At 62.7% G+C, this 16,598-nt stretch carries 11 protein-coding genes; 9 read left to right on the top strand and 2 right to left on the bottom strand.

The features are described from left to right. Positions 1-74 precede the first annotated feature (74 nt). The 9 genes from B0G71_RS11155 to B0G71_RS11110 all read left to right on the top strand — a co-directional run bounded on the left by B0G71_RS11155 (position 75) and on the right by B0G71_RS11110 (position 14,939). A complete protein-coding gene (locus B0G71_RS11155) occupies positions 75-1,670 on the top strand; it encodes a sugar ABC transporter ATP-binding protein (RefSeq protein ID WP_116141758.1) in 1,596 nt (531 codons plus the stop codon). Beyond that, positions 1,670-2,725, top strand: coding sequence for an ABC transporter permease (locus B0G71_RS11150; protein WP_106284291.1), 1,056 nt, complete (start codon positions 1,670-1,672; stop codon positions 2,723-2,725). The genes B0G71_RS11155 and B0G71_RS11150 overlap by 1 nt, the downstream gene beginning before the upstream one ends. A 166-nt stretch (positions 2,726-2,891) precedes the next feature. Next, positions 2,892-3,932: a LacI family DNA-binding transcriptional regulator gene (locus tag B0G71_RS11145; protein WP_106284292.1), complete on the top strand. Its 1,041-nt coding sequence runs from the start codon at positions 2,892-2,894 to the stop codon at positions 3,930-3,932. 601 nt (positions 3,933-4,533) lie between these two features. Beyond that, complete coding sequence (locus B0G71_RS11140) at positions 4,534-6,309, top strand: methyl-accepting chemotaxis protein (protein WP_116141756.1); 1,776 nt, start codon at positions 4,534-4,536, stop codon at positions 6,307-6,309. 401 nt (positions 6,310-6,710) lie between these two features. Then, positions 6,711-7,472 carry a hydratase gene (locus B0G71_RS11135; RefSeq protein WP_116117148.1) on the top strand — a complete coding sequence of 254 codons (762 nt, stop codon included), beginning with the start codon at positions 6,711-6,713 and terminating at the stop codon, positions 7,470-7,472. Between the two features lie 817 nt (positions 7,473-8,289). Next, on the top strand, positions 8,290-10,212 hold the full coding sequence (locus B0G71_RS11125; protein WP_012433254.1) for a PrkA family serine protein kinase: 1,923 nt from the start codon (positions 8,290-8,292) through the stop codon (positions 10,210-10,212). A gap of 126 nt (positions 10,213-10,338) precedes the next feature. Beyond that, positions 10,339-11,610 carry a YeaH/YhbH family protein gene (locus B0G71_RS11120; RefSeq protein WP_116117146.1) on the top strand — a complete coding sequence of 424 codons (1,272 nt, stop codon included), beginning with the start codon at positions 10,339-10,341 and terminating at the stop codon, positions 11,608-11,610. Beyond that, positions 11,607-13,337 carry a SpoVR family protein gene (locus B0G71_RS11115; RefSeq protein ID WP_116141752.1) on the top strand — a complete coding sequence of 577 codons (1,731 nt, stop codon included), beginning with the start codon at positions 11,607-11,609 and terminating at the stop codon, positions 13,335-13,337. Before B0G71_RS11120 ends, B0G71_RS11115 begins: the two co-directional genes overlap by 4 nt. 297 nt (positions 13,338-13,634) lie before the next feature. Beyond that, complete coding sequence (locus tag B0G71_RS11110) at positions 13,635-14,939, top strand: MFS family transporter (protein WP_116141750.1); 1,305 nt, start codon at positions 13,635-13,637, stop codon at positions 14,937-14,939. Between the two features lie 144 nt (positions 14,940-15,083). Here the strand turns inward: B0G71_RS11110 and B0G71_RS11105 are convergent, their stop codons facing one another. Beyond that, positions 15,084-15,305 carry a hypothetical protein gene (locus tag B0G71_RS11105; protein ID WP_012433250.1) on the bottom strand — a complete coding sequence of 74 codons (222 nt, stop codon included), beginning with the start codon at positions 15,303-15,305 and terminating at the stop codon, positions 15,084-15,086. Between the two features lie 158 nt (positions 15,306-15,463). Continuing rightward, positions 15,464-16,546, bottom strand: a complete 1,083-nt coding sequence (locus B0G71_RS11100) for a glycosyltransferase family 2 protein (protein ID WP_116141748.1) — start codon at positions 16,544-16,546, stop codon at positions 15,464-15,466. Positions 16,547-16,598 lie beyond the last annotated feature (52 nt).

Here is a 16,598-nt window from a genome sequence, read left to right as displayed (position 1 = left end):
GGGGCGCAAGGGCTGCTACTTCACCCGGTCGAATCGGATGAGGCCGCGGCTGCTGCCCTGGAACCAGGATTGCGATGGATTCAACCGATCACGACGCCGTGCCTGCCGTCCTGTCTGTCAGCGGCATCGGCAAGACCTACGCCGAACCGGTGCTCGCCGACATTTCGTTGTCGCTGCGCGCCGGCGAGGTATTGGCGCTGACGGGCGAGAACGGCGCGGGCAAGAGTACGCTGTCCAAGATCATCGGCGGGCTGGTCGATCCGACCGCCGGCACGATGCAGCTCGGCGGCGTGCCGTATGCACCGGCGAGCCGTACCCAGGCCGAGGCGCTCGGCGTGCGCATGGTGATGCAGGAACTGAATCTGCTGCCGACCTTGTCCGTGGCCGAAAACCTGTTCCTTAACCGCTTGCCGCGCGCCGGCGCGTTCAGCTTCGGCTGGATCGACCGGCGCAAGCTGCGCGAGGACGCGCGTCACGCCATGGCGCAGGTCGGGCTCGACGCGATCGATCCGGACACGCTGGTCGGCGAGCTCGGCATCGGCCATCAGCAGATGGTGGAGATCGCACGCAATCTGATCGACGATTGCCGCGTGCTGATCCTCGACGAACCGACCGCGATGCTGACCGCGCGCGAAGTCGATCTGCTGTTCGAACAGATCGACCGGCTCAAGGCGCGCGGCGTGGCGCTGATCTACATCTCGCACCGGCTGGAGGAACTCGCGCGGGTGGCCGAGCAGATCGCCATTTTGCGCGACGGGCGGCTGGTGCATGTCGACGCGATGGCCAACCTGACCAGCGACGAAATCGTCACATGGATGGTCGGCCGCGAACTCGGCGAGCGGATCGAACTGGGCGTGCGCAACATCGGCGCGCCGCTGTTGAAAGTGGACCGGCTGACGCGCGGCAAGGTAGTCCGCGAGGTGTCGTTCGAAGTGCGCGCGGGCGAGATTTTCGGCATCAGTGGGCTGATCGGCGCGGGCCGCACGGAGTTGATGCGGCTGATCTACGGCGCGGATCCGAAGGACAGCGGCACTGTCTCGCTGGCCGCAACGCCGGGCGCGCCGCCCACGCCGGTGCAGATTGCTTCGCCGTCGGACGCGGTGCGCGCGGGCATCGCGCTGATCACCGAGGACCGCAAAGGCGAAGGCCTGCTGTTGCCGCAGCCGATCGCGGCCAACGTATCGCTCGGCAATATCGGCAGCGTGGCGCGGCACGGCATCGTCGATGCGAAGCGGGAGAACGCGCTGGCGCAGACGCAGATCGCGGCGATGCGGATCCGCACTTCGGGGCCGGGGCAGATTGTCGGCGAGCTGTCGGGCGGCAACCAGCAGAAGGTCGTGATCGGCCGCTGGCTGGCGCGCGACTGCCGCGTGCTGTTATTCGACGAACCGACGCGCGGCATCGACGTCGGCGCGAAGTTCGATATTTATGGCCTGATGGGCGCGCTGGCCCGTGAAGGGCGCGCGCTCGTCGTGGTGTCGAGCGACCTGCGCGAGCTCATGCTGATCTGCGACCGGATCGGCGTGATGTCCGCGGGTAGCATGACGGGTGTGTTCGAGCGCGATAACTGGTCGCAGGACGCGTTGCTGGCCGCGGCTTTCGCCGGCTACCGCAGCCGCGAAGCGTTGCTGCACGCCGCCCCCGACACCAGCGAAGCAGGGAGTGTGTGATGAACGATCAACCGTTGCGGGAAGCATCGGGCGACAAGCCAGGCACGGCGAGCGGCACAGGCACGGTGACACCGCCGCCCGATCCGTCGGCGCCGCTCGCGAGCGGCAAGCCGGCCGGCACGCGGCTGGGCTTTTCGAATTACCTGGGGCTCGCCGGCGCGTTGCTCGGGATGATCGTGCTGTTCTCGCTGCTGAGTTCCCACTTTCTGACCTACGACACGTTCAGCACGATCGCCAATCAGATTCCGGATCTGGTGGTGATGTCGGTCGGCATGACCTTTGTGCTGATCATCGCCGGCATCGATCTGTCGGTGGGATCGGTGCTGGCGCTCGGTGCGTCGGTGGTGAGCGTGGCCGCGCTGAAGTGGGGCTGGGGGGCGTTGCCGTCGGCGCTGCTCGGCGTCGCGGCGGCGGCGCTGACCGGCACCATCACCGGCGCGGTGACGGTGGGTTGGCGGATTCCGTCGTTCATCGTTTCGCTCGGTGTGCTGGAAGCGGCGCGCGGCATGGCGTATCAGATGACGAATTCGCGCACCGCCTATATCGGCGACGCGTTCGACTTCCTGTCGAACCCGATCGCGCTCGGCATCTCGCCGGCGTTCCTGATCGCGGTGGCGGTGATGGTCATCGCGCAGCTGGTGCTCACGCGCACGGTATTCGGCCGCTATCTGGTCGGCATCGGCACCAACGAGGAAGCGGTGCGGCTCGCGGGCGTCAATCCGCGGCCCTACAAGGTCATCGTATTCGCGCTGATGGGCGCGCTCTCGGGGCTGGCCGCGCTATTCCAGATTTCGCGTCTGGAAGCGGCCGATCCGAACGCGGGCCAGGGCGTGGAACTGCAAGTGATCGCGGCCGTGGTGATCGGCGGCACGAGCCTGATGGGCGGACGCGGCTCGGTGATCAGCACTTTTTTCGGCGTGTTGATCATTTCCGTGCTGGCGGCCGGCCTCGCGCAGATCGGCGCCAACGAGCCGACCAAGCGGATGATCACCGGCGCGGTGATCGTGGTGGCGGTGGTGCTGGATACATATCGCAGCCGCCGCAAGCGGGCCTGACCGGTGAAGGTCGACGCAAGCCGGCAGAGTAACGCGACCTGGGCAGTCACAGCGTCATGAGCGGTAAAGCGTAAGAATTCACGGATTGAGTCGATCTTCGATGAAGAGTCCGGCGGGTCGCCAGGTGGCGCGGCCGGCGGTAAAACAGGCGGGAGAGCAACAGGTTATGGCGACGATCAAGGATGTAGCGGCTGCGGCAGGCGTGTCGTTCACGACGGTATCGCACGTGGTGAACAATTCGCGGCCGGTGTCGGCGGACGTGCGCGCGAAGGTCGAGCACGCGATCCGTCAACTCCACTATGTTCCGTCGGCGGTGGCCCGCTCGCTGAAGGCGCGGGCGACGGCGACCATCGGGCTGGTCGTGCCGAACGCGACGAACCCATATTTCGCGGAACTGGCGCGCGGCATCGAGGACGGTTGTTCGCGCAACGGCTACTGCGTGTTCTTCTGCAATTCCGACGACGATCCGGCCAAGCAGCGTAACTATCTGCGCGTGCTGCAGGAAAAGCGCATCGACGGCCTGATCGTCGCGTCCGCCGGCGACGACGCCGTGCTCGCGCAGACGCTCGCCGACTCGCACGAGCCGCTGGTCATTCTGGATCGCAACATCGAAGGGCTGAACGCGGATCTGGTGCAGATCGATCACGAGAAGGGCGGCTATCTGGCGACCCGGCATCTGCTCGAACTGGGGCATGTGCGGATCGGCTGCATCACCGGGCCGGTTCAGACGGCGGTCAGCGCGATGCGCGTGCACGGCTTTATCCGCGCGATGACGGAGCGTGGCATCGAGATTCCGCCCGACGCGATCGTGGAAAGCGATTTCTCGGGCACCGGCGGCCACCGTGCGGCCGCGCAACTGTTCGACACGCTCAGGCCAACGGCGATTTTTGCCGGCAACGACATGATGGGCATCGGCGCGCTGCGCGCCGCCGCGGAACGCAATATCAGCGTGCCGCGCGATTGCTCGATCATCGGTTTCGACGATATCGAACTGGGGCGTTTCACCTATCCGGCGCTCTCGACCGTCGGGCAATCGGTCCGCGCGCTCGGCGATATGGCCGCACAGACGCTGATCGAACGGATCGCCGGGACCTCGTCGGGCACGCCACGCGCGCCGGGTCGCCGGCGCGTGGTGTCGCCGCGGCTGATCGTGCGCGAATCCACCGCGACATGGGCCGGCGCGGCCAGGCGCGATCTGGCGGCGTGACCGCAGACGGATGCGCGGATTTCAAACGCGCATTTGTGGTTAGCGGAGCGGTTGCTCGCGCGAGGCGATTTCTTTCGCGCAACGCGTAAGCCTTCGAGTTTCACTCGCAGTGACCAGCGGCGGGCTGCTGAACAGTTCGGCGACCCCGCGGACGCTGTCGGATGCGGCGCTGGAAACGCGCGTATGTCCCGGCGCTAAACAGTATTTCTACGCTTGTCTTGTCACATCGGGATCAGGCAGTCGGACGGATTCAACCATGCGGCGCTCGCTATCGTCGCGCAATCCAGCACCTTCGCGGCGACGCCGCGAGCACACCGCCAGCCGCCGCAACGGTGCGCCGCCTCGCTCTGCCGGCCCTCAGCCACAGTCGCACCGGTTCCACATCGGCTGCCTGCCAACCCGCAGGCTGTCAGCCTTTTGTAATTTATTCCGTTGCTTACGGCGTCTTTCCTCCTACCATATAAATCCTTCAAGTACGCGGTCACCTTGCCGTAAACAGGCTTATTAGAGCGCAGCATCGAAAGAGCGCCACTACGCAGACGCCACACCCCAAACCGCGTTGCGGACGCAGCCTCTCATTTTGTCAAGCACAGGAACAAGCATGTTGAACAAGGGCATTACGATCAAGGCGCGGATAGGCCTCACGATGGCTTTTCTCGCCGCGCTGCTCGTCGCCATCGGCGTATTCGGTCTGATCGGCATGAGCCGTTCGAATGACGCCTATAAGGACACGTTCACCAACGCCATGCCGAGCGCGGTCAATATCGGCAACGCCGAGCTGTTTGCGGCGCGCGAACGGCTCGCGCTCGACCGCGCGGCGTTCATGATCGGCACACCGGAAGCGCCGCCGACGCTCGAGCGCGCGCGCACCATGCGCGCCACGTCCGATACGTGGTGGAAGAAGTACATGGACCTGCCGCGCGATGCGGATGAAGACCGCCTCGCGCAAGACGTCGTCTCCAAACGTGAAGCGCTGCATCAGCAGATGGACGCCTTCGCGACGATCGTCGCCGCGAACGACTCGCCGAAGCTGGTCGACGGCGCCAAGCGTCTGCAAGCCGCCTACAACGATCTCGCCAATTCCGACGACGCGCTGCGCAAATACCAGTTCACGTCGGCGAAAGAGGGCTACGACACGGCGCAAGGCAGCTTCGAGGTGTTCCGCATGGTCAGCGCGGGTGCGTTGCTGATCGGCGTGCTGGCGGCGGTGATTTCGTACCTGACGCTCAGCCGCGCGATCGCCCGGCCGCTCGATGCCGCCCTCGGTCATTTCGACGCGATTGCTGCCGGCGATCTGCGCCGCCCGGTCGTCGTGACCTCGCGCGACGAAATGGGGCAGTTGCTCGAAGGCATCGCCAAAATGCAGCGCAGCCTCACCGAAACGGTGCGTACCGTGCGCAGCGGCAGTGAATCGATTGCGACGGCCACGCGCCAGATCGCGGCCGGCAACATCGACCTGTCCTCGCGTACCGAAGAGCAGGCGTCGGCGCTGCAGGAAACCGCGTCGAGCATGGAAGAGCTGACCGGCACGGTCAAGCAGAACGCCGACAACGCCCGCCAGGCGAGTTCGCTGGCGGCCAATGCGTCGGAGATCGCCAACAAGGGCAGCGCGGTGGTCGGCCAGGTGGTCGGCACGATGGGCGACATCAATCAAAGCTCGGCCAAAATCGCCGACATTATTTCGATCATCGAAGGCATTGCGTTCCAGACCAACATCCTCGCCTTGAACGCGGCCGTGGAAGCGGCGCGGGCCGGCGAGGAAGGGCGCGGCTTCGCGGTCGTGGCCGGTGAAGTGCGCAGCCTCGCGCAGCGCTCGTCGGCGGCGGCGAAGGAAATCAAGGAACTGATCGACACCTCGGTGGAGCGCGTGCAGTCGGGCTCGGCGCTGGTCGACGAAGCCGGCCGCACCATGACCGAGATCATCGGCGCGGTGCAGCGCGTGACCGACATCATGGGCGAAATCGCCGCGGCATCGGAAGAGCAGAGCAGCGGCATCGATCAGGTGGCGCGCGCCGTCACGCAGATGGACGAGGTCACGCAGCAGAACGCCGCGCTAGTCGAAGAAGCTGCGGCCGCAGCGTCGTCGCTCGAAGATCAGGCCGGCAAGCTGCGTACCGCGGTGGCCGTGTTCCACCTCGAAGAAAGCGGGTACAAGGCGCCCGTCGGTACGCCACCGAAGCGCGTCGCCACGCCGCAGCGCTCAGTCGTCGCGCGCAAGGTCTCGCATACTCGCGCCGAGCAACCCGCGCCGCACGCCGCTGTTGCGACGAAGGCGTCGGCCGCGACGGCACAGGCCGCTGCCGCACCGGCACGCGCGCCTGCTAAAGCCCCGGCATCCGCCGGTGCAGGGAGCGATCAGGACTGGGAAACGTTCTAAGCGGAAGTCAGTCGCAACATTCATTCCCGGTGCTGCGGTCAATCCCATTAGATGGGTACGCGCTGTGGAAAGAAAACGCCGACTGGCTTCGAAAGACCGCGATTGCGCAGGCATTCGCGGTCTTTTTTTATGGCGTGCGCATTAAGTAACGTTTGCGGCGTCGGCCGACCCCCTGGCGGGCGTCATGATCCGGTACATTGACGGACGCACCGAAGCAACCGTGCCTGGGCAATGCGGCCCGGCATTGTGCGGCAAGAGCCGACCGCCCGTTAGCCCACGCGCGTGGTTCCGCCGCCCGCGACTACCGCAATGCACCACCCAAACGCATGGCCCGACGCACGGCCACCACCCACCAGCACGCCACTCCCAATCGCTCAATGCGCCAGCCCCAAAGGACCGACATGACGCCATACGACTTCGCGAACCGCCTCGTCGAAGCACGCCGGCAACATCGCCCGATCGATGCGCCCGCACCCGACAGCCTGCCGCCCGACGCGGCAACCGCATACGCGATCCAGCAGGCGGTTATCGCAGGTCTCGGCGACTCGACCGGCGCCTGGAAGATCGGCGCCAAAGCGCCGGGCGCGGCCGCCGCGGGCGCGCCGATTCCGGCTTCGCTGGTGCTGCGATCGCCGGCGCGCGTCGCGCATGACGGCTTCTTCAGAGTGCTGGTCGAGCTGGAGATCGCCTTCCGTTTCGTGGAGGCGATCGAACCGCGCGGCCGCGCCTATGCGCGCGACGAGGTGCTCTCGAAGGTCGGCGTCGTTTTGCCGGCCATCGAGATCGTGGACAGCCGCTTCACTGAGTGGCCGAATGTCGCGCCGCTCGCTCAACTGGCCGACGCCCAGAACAACGGTGCGTTGATCACGGGCCATCCGGTCGCGTATGCGGGTCTCGCGCGCGGCTTCGACTTCGTCTCGCCGGAACTGGAGCTGAGCTTCGAGGGCGCTTCGCTGCTACCCGAAGCCACCGGCAATCCGGCTGGCGACCCGCGCGAACTGCTGGTGTGGTTCGTCAACCATTGCGCCGCCATGGGCATTACGATCGAGCCCGAGTGGACCATCACTACCGGTTCGTATGTCGGTGCCCACAGGCTGGATAAAGCGGGCGTCGTGCGCGGCCGCATCGACGGCCTCGGGGAAGTGGAGATTGAACTGACCTGAGGTATCGCACGCTTGTAACAGTGCATTACGAAGCTTCGTTCAAACGGCTGCCTGAGGGTGGCCGTTTTACATTCTTCGCATCTGTGAGGGCGGTCTCGCCGTATACACCTATTGAAGCGATGCGGGCTGATGTCGTCATCCAGTTATACATGCGGCTAACCATGCTCTCGACGCGGTTAATGCGCGCATGTCGCACGGGGCGATTCATGAAGAGCTGTGTAAATGACGCGGAACAAAACCGTTCATCAGTTGACGAAGCGCATGAAACCGCACGGACTTTGCTTAAGCTTGAGACGGCCTACGAGGCGCGCACGAAGCGCGCATGAACATGTAACAGTCTGGTGTCGGTGTCGACCGAACGCTCGTGTCGCGCGTTGAAGAAAAAGTACCCGGACATAGAAAGCGGGCAGACGTCCGCGCTTTTAGCAACAAAGTGTGCGTGTGCAGACATGCCGTCTCATATTGCGGTGGGATCGTTCGATGAACGTAACGGCTGGTGCAAGAGAATATTGCGGGACACTTCGAACAGCACGAGCAGCATTGCAGCAGGCTGCTGATAAGGCGGCAAGGCAGCAGTAGAAGGGCAACGACGGAAGGGCAACGACGAGTGACCGCAATCGCTGCGATATGAGCGCAAGATTGTAGGTGGTCGAAACTTTGTTTCCAAGTGACGAGTGTTGGGAGACGAATACGGCGCGATTTTCGCAACGTAGTTCGTGAAAAAAAATTTAAAAGGGTTTAGGATGAATTCGAGCGATGTCGTTTCCGAATAGCGCGCCGCGCACGACATCGGTCTAGACTTCGGCGAGGAGGTAGCATGGATATCTACAGCAGTTTCGCGACCCGCTTCGAGAAAACGCGAGAAGATGAGCTCTCGCTCGAGGAGTATCTCGCGCTCTGCAAAGACAATCCCGCCGCGTACGCCACGGCTGGCGAACGCATGTTAACGGCGATCGGGGAGCCGGAACAGATCGACACTCGTAACGATCCGCGCATGTCGCGCATCTTCGCGAACAAGGTCATCAAGGTATACCCCGCATTCCGTGAGTTCTACGGAATGGAAGAGGTGATCGAGCAGGTGGTCGCCTACTTCCGCCACTCGGCCCAGGGGCTCGAAGAAAAGAAGCAGATCCTGTATCTGTTGGGCCCGGTCGGCGGCGGCAAATCGTCGATCGCGGAACGTCTCAAGCAGCTCATGGAACGCGTGCCGTTCTACTCGATCAAGGGCTCGCCCGTGAACGAGTCGCCTCTCGGTCTGTTCGACTACGAGGAAGATGGCCCGATTCTCGAAGAACAATACGGTATTCCACGCCGCTACCTGAAAAGCATTCTGAGCCCGTGGGCGGTCAAGCGCCTGCACGAATTCAACGGCGACATCCGCAAGTTCCGCGTGGTGCGCCGCTACCCGTCGATCCTTCGCCAGATCGGTATAGCCAAAACCGAGCCGGGCGACGAAAACAATCAGGACATTTCGTCGCTGGTCGGTAAGGTCGACATCCGCAAACTCGAACAGTACGCACAAGATGACGCGGACGCATACAGCTACTCCGGCGGCTTGTGTCTCGCCAATCAGGGGCTGCTCGAGTTCGTCGAAATGTTCAAGGCGCCGATCAAGGTGTTGCACCCGTTGCTCACGGCAACCCAGGAAGGCAACTTCAAGGGCACGGAAGGCTTCGGCGCGATTCCATTCGATGGCGTGATTCTGGCTCACTCGAACGAGTCCGAATGGAAGGCATTCCGCAACAACCGCAACAACGAAGCACTGCTCGACCGGATCTTCGTCGTGAAGGTGCCGTACTGCCTGCGCTACGGTGAAGAGATCAAGATCTACGAGAAGCTGCTGCGCAATTCGTCGCTGGCCAATGCGGTGTGCGCGCCGGGCACCTTGAAGATGATGGCGCAGATGTCCGTGCTCACGCGCTTGCAGGAGCCGGAGAATTCGAGCCTCTTCTCGAAGATGCAGGTGTACGACGGCGAGAACCTGAAGGACACCGATCCGAAGGCCAAGTCTTATCAGGAGTACCGTGATTTCGCGGGCGTGGATGAAGGGATGACCGGCGTGTCGACCCGCTTCGCGTTCAAGATTCTTTCGCGCGTGTTCAACTTCGACTCGACCGAGGTCGCGGCCAATCCGGTGCATCTGATGTACGTGCTCGAACAGCAGATCGAACGCGAGCAGTTCCCGCCGGAAACGGAACAGAAGTACCTGTCGTTCATCAAAGACGTGCTCGCCTCGCGCTACGCGGAGTTCATCGGCAAGGAAATTCAGACCGCTTATCTGGAGTCGTATTCCGAGTACGGCCAGAACATCTTCGATCGCTATGTGACGTACGCGGACTTCTGGATTCAGGATCAGGAGTTCCGCGACCACGACACCGGCGAGAGTTTCGACCGCGCGGCGCTGAACGCCGAACTGGAGAAGATCGAAAAACCGGCGGGCATCAGCAACCCGAAGGACTTCCGCAACGAGATCGTGAACTTCGTGCTGCGTGCGCGTGCTGCCAATGGCGGGAAGAATCCGGCATGGGTCAGCTACGAGAAGCTGCGCGTGGTGATCGAAAAGAAAATGTTCTCGAACACGGAGGAACTGCTGCCGGTGATTTCGTTCAACGCCAAGGGCTCGGCGGAAGAACAACGCAAGCACGAAGACTTCGTCAATCGCATGGTGACGAAGGGCTATACGCCGAAGCAGGTGCGCTTGCTGTGTGACTGGTATCTGCGCGTGCGCAAGTCGTCATGATGCGCATTGCGTGCCGCCCGCGCGGTCCGACCGCGTGGGCACCCTGCGAGGCGCAAGCTGCATGGACATAACGTTGCCTTGGGCAGCTACGTCTCGCAAACGCGATATTACAGCGGGAGACCGGGCGTGCTTCATCAAATCATCGACCGCAGGTTAGCAGGCAAGAACAAAAGCATTGCGAATCGCGAACGTTTTTTGCGTCGCGTTAAGAACTATATTCGTCGCGCCGTTTCGGAAGCCGTGCGCGACCGCAGCATCAAGGACATTCAGAACACCCAGAGCATCACCATCCCGCGCAAGGACATTGCGGAGCCGTCGTTCCGGCATGGCCCAGGCGGCAAGCGGGAAATGGTGCATCCGGGCAATTCCGACTACATCCGCGGCGACAAGATCCAGCGCCCGCAAGGGGGTGGCGGCGGAGGCGGGGGCAATCAGGCCAGCAATGAAGGCGAGGGTCAGGACGACTTCGTGTTTGAGCTGAGCCGTGAAGAGTTCATGCAGTATTTCTTCGACGATCTCGAACTGCCGCGCCTCGTCAAAACCCATCTGCTTGCCGTGCCGACGTGGAAAAGCATCCGCGCGGGTTGGGCTGCCGAAGGCACGCCGAACAACATCGACGTGGTCCGTTCGCTGCGCAGCGCGCTCGGCCGCCGCATCGCGCTCGGGGCGCCGCTCGTCAACCAGTTGCACGAGATGGAGCGGCAACTGGAGGTCATGAAAGCCGATCCCGACGACCGGCGCGAGGACATCAAACTGCTCGAAGAAGAGATTCACCATTTGCGCGGTCGTATCTGGCGGATTCCGTTCATCGATCCGTTCGATCTGCGCTACGTGAACCGCGTGAAGCAGCCCACGCCGTCCAGCCAGGCCGTGATGTTCTGTCTGATGGATGTGTCCGGTTCCATGGACGAGCAGCGCAAGGACCTCGCCAAGCGCTTCTTTATCCTGTTGTATCTGTTCCTCAAGCGAAACTACGAGAAGATCGAAGTGGTGTTCATTCGCCACCACACGCGCGCCGAAGAGGTCGACGAAGACACGTTCTTCCATTCGACCGAAAGCGGCGGCACGGTGGTGTCGAGCGCGCTGGAATTGATGCAGAAGGTAATGGACGAGCGTTATTCGCCGACTGAATGGAATATTTACGGCGCTCAGGCGTCGGACGGCGACAACTGGACCGACGACTCGCCGAAGTGCCGCAAGATACTCTCGGATGACATCCTGGAGAAGGTGCGCTATTTTGCGTATATTCAGGTGACGCCGGAAGAGCAGAATCTGTGGCTGGAATATGCGCAGCTGGCGTTGAGCCAGCCGCACATGGCGATGAAGAAAGTCGAGACCGCGGCTGACATTTATCCGGTGTTTCGCGAGTTGTTCGAAAAGCAGGCGGCGAATTCATGACGAACAAGCCCCTGCACAACGAAGTGCGCGGCGAGCCGGCGAACGGCGCGCCGGAGCACGGAAAAGGCGTGCCGCAGCAGCAACAGTCGGGGCATGCCGAGGCGAGGGCGGACGATACCGGAACCGCCGCAGCCGGAGCAGTCGACACCGCTGCAGCACGGGGACACACCGGAACGCCCACTCAGGGGCAAAGGGAAGTCCGTATGAACGTAGCCGATAGACGGCCTCTGCCGTGCCCGTCCGACTGGACCTTCGAATTGATCGAAGAGTACGACTCGCATATTGCCCGTGTTGCAGAGCAATATGAACTCGACGTGTATCCGATCCAGCTCGAACTCATCAGCGCCGAACAGATGATGGATGCGTACGCGTCCGTCGGTATGCCGGTGAACTACCGCCACTGGTCGTTCGGCAAACACTTTCTCTCCACCGAAAAAAGCTACCGTCGCGGGCAGATGGGGCTGGCGTACGAGATCGTCATCAATTCGAACCCCTGCATCGCGTATCTGATGGAAGAGAACACGATGACGATGCAGGCGCTCGTCATCGCCCATGCGGCCTATGGGCACAACTCGTTCTTCAAGGGCAACTATCTGTTCAGGCTGTGGACGGATGCGCACGCGATCATCGACTACCTTGTGTACGCGAAGAATTACATCGCGGAGTGCGAGGAGCGTTTCGGGCTCGACCGGGTCGAGGAACTGCTCGATTCCTGCCACGCGTTGATGAACTATGGCGTGGACCGTTACAAACGTCCGCAGAAGCTGTCGCTGCAAAAGGAGTTTGCGGCGCGCCGCGAACGCGAAGCCTATCTGCAGTCGCAGGTGAATGAACTGTGGCGCACCTTGCCGACCCGGCATACGCCGCTGCCCGAGGAAGTCGAGGAGCGCTATCCGCCGGAGCCGCAGGAAAACCTGCTGTATTTCGCGGAGAAAAACGCGCCGCTGCTCGAACCGTGGGAGCGGGAAGTGATCCGCATCGTGCGCAAGGTCGGCCAGTATTTTTATCCGCAACGGCAGACCCAGGTGATGAACGAGGGCTGGGCGACATTCTGGCACTACACCCTGCTCAACACCATGTACAACCAGGGCAAGCTGGAAGACGGCTTCATGATGGAGTTTCTCCATTCGCACAGCAACGTGGTCTACCAGCCGCCGGTCACGAAACCGTACTACAGCGGGATCAATCCGTACGCGCTGGGTTTTTCGATGATGAGCGACATTCGCCGCATCTGCGAATCGCCCACGGAAGAAGACCGCAAGTGGTTCCCGGAACTGGCGGGCAGTCCGTGGCTCCCGGCCATGCACTACGCGATGCGCAACTTCAAGGACGAGAGTTTCGTCGCGCAGTATCTGTCGCCGCATCTGATCCGCGAAATGCGCCTCTTCTCCGTGCTCGACGACGACATGCGCGATGCGCTCGAAGTCTCGGCCATTCACGACGACAGCGGCTATCAGTACGTGCGCCAGGCGTTGTCGCGACAGTACGACATGCATCACCGCGAGCCGAATATTCAGGTGTGGGCGGTGAACACGCGCGGCGACCGGAGTTTGACGCTGCGGCACTTCATGAGCGACAACCGGCATCTTTCCGGCGATAGCGACGAAGTGCTCAAGCACATGGCGCGGCTGTGGCAATTCGACGTGTATCTGGAAAGCGTCGATGAGAATGGCACGGTTCGCAAGCGTTACGAGTGTCGTTATGTGCCGCCGGCGGTGAGAGTGTGACCGGCTGCCGCAGTGCAACGCAGCGTGATTGATGTGTCGTGACCCAAAGAAGCCAGCTTTCGAGCTGGCTTTTTTCTTGGCTGCCCGACCGCGATCAGGCCGGTTCTCAACACTGCCGCGCCGCAACAAGACGGACGGCGCGCATTCGCCGGGCCCTAACAAACTCCCATCTTTGCCTTGCGGTTCTGTAAAATTCGCGCACGCGTGCGACGACGTGCCGGCAGGGCACTTCGCCGCGCGTGATGAAGGCGGCGCCAAGACCACTACCTCCGTTCAAAGATAAGGAAAGAGACCAGCATGACCGACCTAACCGACCAAACCGTGGCCTCGGCTCACGATACCCGGCGCCGCATCTTCGCGATTGTTGGCGCTTCATCAGGCAATCTCGTCGAGTGGTTCGACTTTTACGTGTATTCGTTCTGCGCGCTGTACTTTGCGCCGGCGTTCTTCCCGAGCGGCAATACCACCACGCAGTTGCTCAACACGGCGGGCGTGTTCGCCGCCGGCTTCCTGATGCGTCCGATCGGCGGCTGGTTCTTCGGCCGCCTCGCCGACAAGCACGGCCGCCGCACCGCGATGATGGTGTCGGTATTCATGATGTGCGGCGGCTCGCTCGTGATCGCCGTACTGCCCACCTACGCGCAGATCGGTGCGCTAGCGCCGGCGCTGCTGCTGGTCGCGCGGCTGTTCCAGGGCCTGTCGGTGGGCGGTGAGTACGGCACCAGCGCGACCTACATGAGTGAAGTCGCGCTCAAGGGCCGGCGCGGTTTCTTCGCGTCGTTCCAGTATGTCACGCTGATCGGCGGGCAATTGTGCGCGCTGCTGGTGCTGGTGGTGCTGCAACAGACCCTTTCCACCGAAGAGCTGAAGGCGTGGGGCTGGCGCGTGCCATTCGCAATCGGCGCGGTCGCGGCACTGGTCGCGCTGTATCTGCGTAAATCGCTCGACGAAACCACCACCGCCGAAACGCGTCGACGCAAGGAAGCCGGCACGCTGCGCGGCCTGTGGCTGCACAAGGGCGCGTTCATGACGGTGCTCGGTTTCACGGCTGGCGGCTCGCTGATTTTCTACACGTTCACCACCTACATGCAGAAGTACCTGGTCAACACGGCGGGCATGCATGCGAAGACAGCCAGCAACGTGATGACCGCGGCGCTCTTTGTCTACATGGTGATGCAGCCGGCGTTCGGCGCGTTGTCGGACCGCATCGGCCGCCGTCGTTCCATGCTGTTCTTCGGCTTCTTCGCGACCATCGGCACCGTGCCGCTGTTGCACGCGCTGAAAGACGTGACGAGCCCGTATGCGGCCTTCGGTCTGGTCGTGGTGGCACTCGCGATCGTCAGTTTCTACACGTCGATCAGCGGTCTGATCAAGGCGGAAATGTTCCCGCCGGAAGTGCGGGCGCTCGGCGTGGGGCTTTCGTATGCAGTGGCGAACGCGATCTTCGGCGGCTCGGCGGAGTATGTGGCACTGTGGCTGAAGTCGGTCGGCAACGAGTCGATGTTCTACTGGTACGTGACCGCGTTGTGCGCGGTCGCCGGTCTCGTTTCGCTGCGCATGCGCGATCCGTCGAAAGAAGGGTATCTGCGTCTCGAGCCCTGAATCTTTGAAACGCGGTCCGCTCGCGCGAAAAGTATGTTCGGGCGATGCGTGAGAACGGCGGTCAGCGGTTAACCCTGGCCGCCGTTTTTTATGCGCGTGAGCAGTCGGAGCAATCCGACTGCGCATCGAAAGCAGATCGCAGGCTCACGCCACGACGATCTCCGTGCCCAACGCATGCAGCAGATCGCGCAGCGTCTCGGCCTGCGCCATTTTTGCGTCGCTGCGTAGATGAATCTGCAGCGCCCGCCCCGCAATTCCGTCGACGGGTTGCGCGAGCCATAACTCCACTGCGAGGCCCAATCCTTCAGGCTGGTTGACGACGACAGGTTCGATCACACGCGGCTTGAAACAGGCACTGTCGGACATGCGAGTTACCTCGAGACGGGTGTAGGTTCGCTCTCATCGTAATCAGTGCGCCACACCGCACCAAGCAACAAATCCGCGATTGCTTAGCATTGGATGCTTAGCACAAAACACGCTTATTGCCCGGCGCTTGCAGGTGTTCCGCGCCCGATGGCGTCGCGTCAGACCGGTTCCGAACGGTCGCTGACCAGTTCGGAGACGAGTTCCTTCACCACGCCGGCCGGATCCGCGGCCACAATGGGTGCGGCCGCCACCGCGGCGCCCGCGGCCGCCGCGACGGCCTGCTGAGGCGCGCTGAGCGCGGCACGCGCGAGCATCAGAAGATGATAGTAAAGCCGTGCGCTCAAGCCGTAGTTGTACGCGAACAGATGCGTGAAGGCGACCTTGAACCCTGCGAGCACCTGACGATTCCTGGCGTGGATAGACACCACGATCGGCGCGAGCCGGCGCAATGCCAGCTTGCGCGACGGCTCCAGTTGCACCGGCAGCCGCAACGCCTTGACGTACGCATACGCGCTGACCGTTGCCGCGACCGCTGTGCCGCGCGTGCTATGCGAGATCGAGCTTGCCGTCTTTCGATACACCGAAACGTAGTCGTGCAGATAGAACACCTCGCGCGCGGCGAGACAGAGTTCGGTGCCGAACACGAAGTCGCAGCACACGCCGTACTTTTCCGGGTAGCCGATCCGCTTCACCAGTTCGGCGTTGGCCATCCAGCCGTTATTCGGAAACATCTGGACCAGACCGGTTCGGCCCGTCAGGGACTGCAGGCCTTCGGCGTCCTTCGTACGCCGAAATGCGGCGTTCAGGTCCGCGCTCGCCTGGAAGTCGATGGCGCCGCCGTGATCGGCTTCATACTGATCGCCGAATGCCACCTCGAGCAGCGGGTAAAGCGTCCATAGCGACACGAGCTTGTCGACGCCGTCCGTGGTGAGCAGGTCGTCGTCGTGGATCAGCAGGATTTTGTCGCCGCGTGCGCGCTCGAACAGGCTCGCGACATTGCCCGCCTGGCCGAGCGGCGGCTGATTTTTCATGTAGCGCACGCGCGGTTCGCGCGCGTAGCGCGCTGCGATCAACCGCTCAGTGCGCGCGTCTTTCGAGTCATCGCCGATCACGATCTCCAGATTGTCGTAACTCTGCGCAAGGCACGAATCGATGCACGTCGCGATCAGCTCAGGACGATTGCAGGTCGGCAGACAGATCGAGACTTTCGGGCGGTGGGAGAGAGTCGGGGAGATGGACATAAGCGTCGCCTTTGTTATCTGATGAGGGGCGGCAGCGGGTCCGCCTGGCGCA

The sequence above is a fragment of the Paraburkholderia sp. BL27I4N3 genome (assembly GCF_003386115.1).
Classification (GTDB): domain Bacteria; phylum Pseudomonadota; class Gammaproteobacteria; order Burkholderiales; family Burkholderiaceae; genus Paraburkholderia.
Note: the sequence above shows the minus strand (reverse complement) of the source record. Positions and strands in the feature narration are given on the sequence as shown.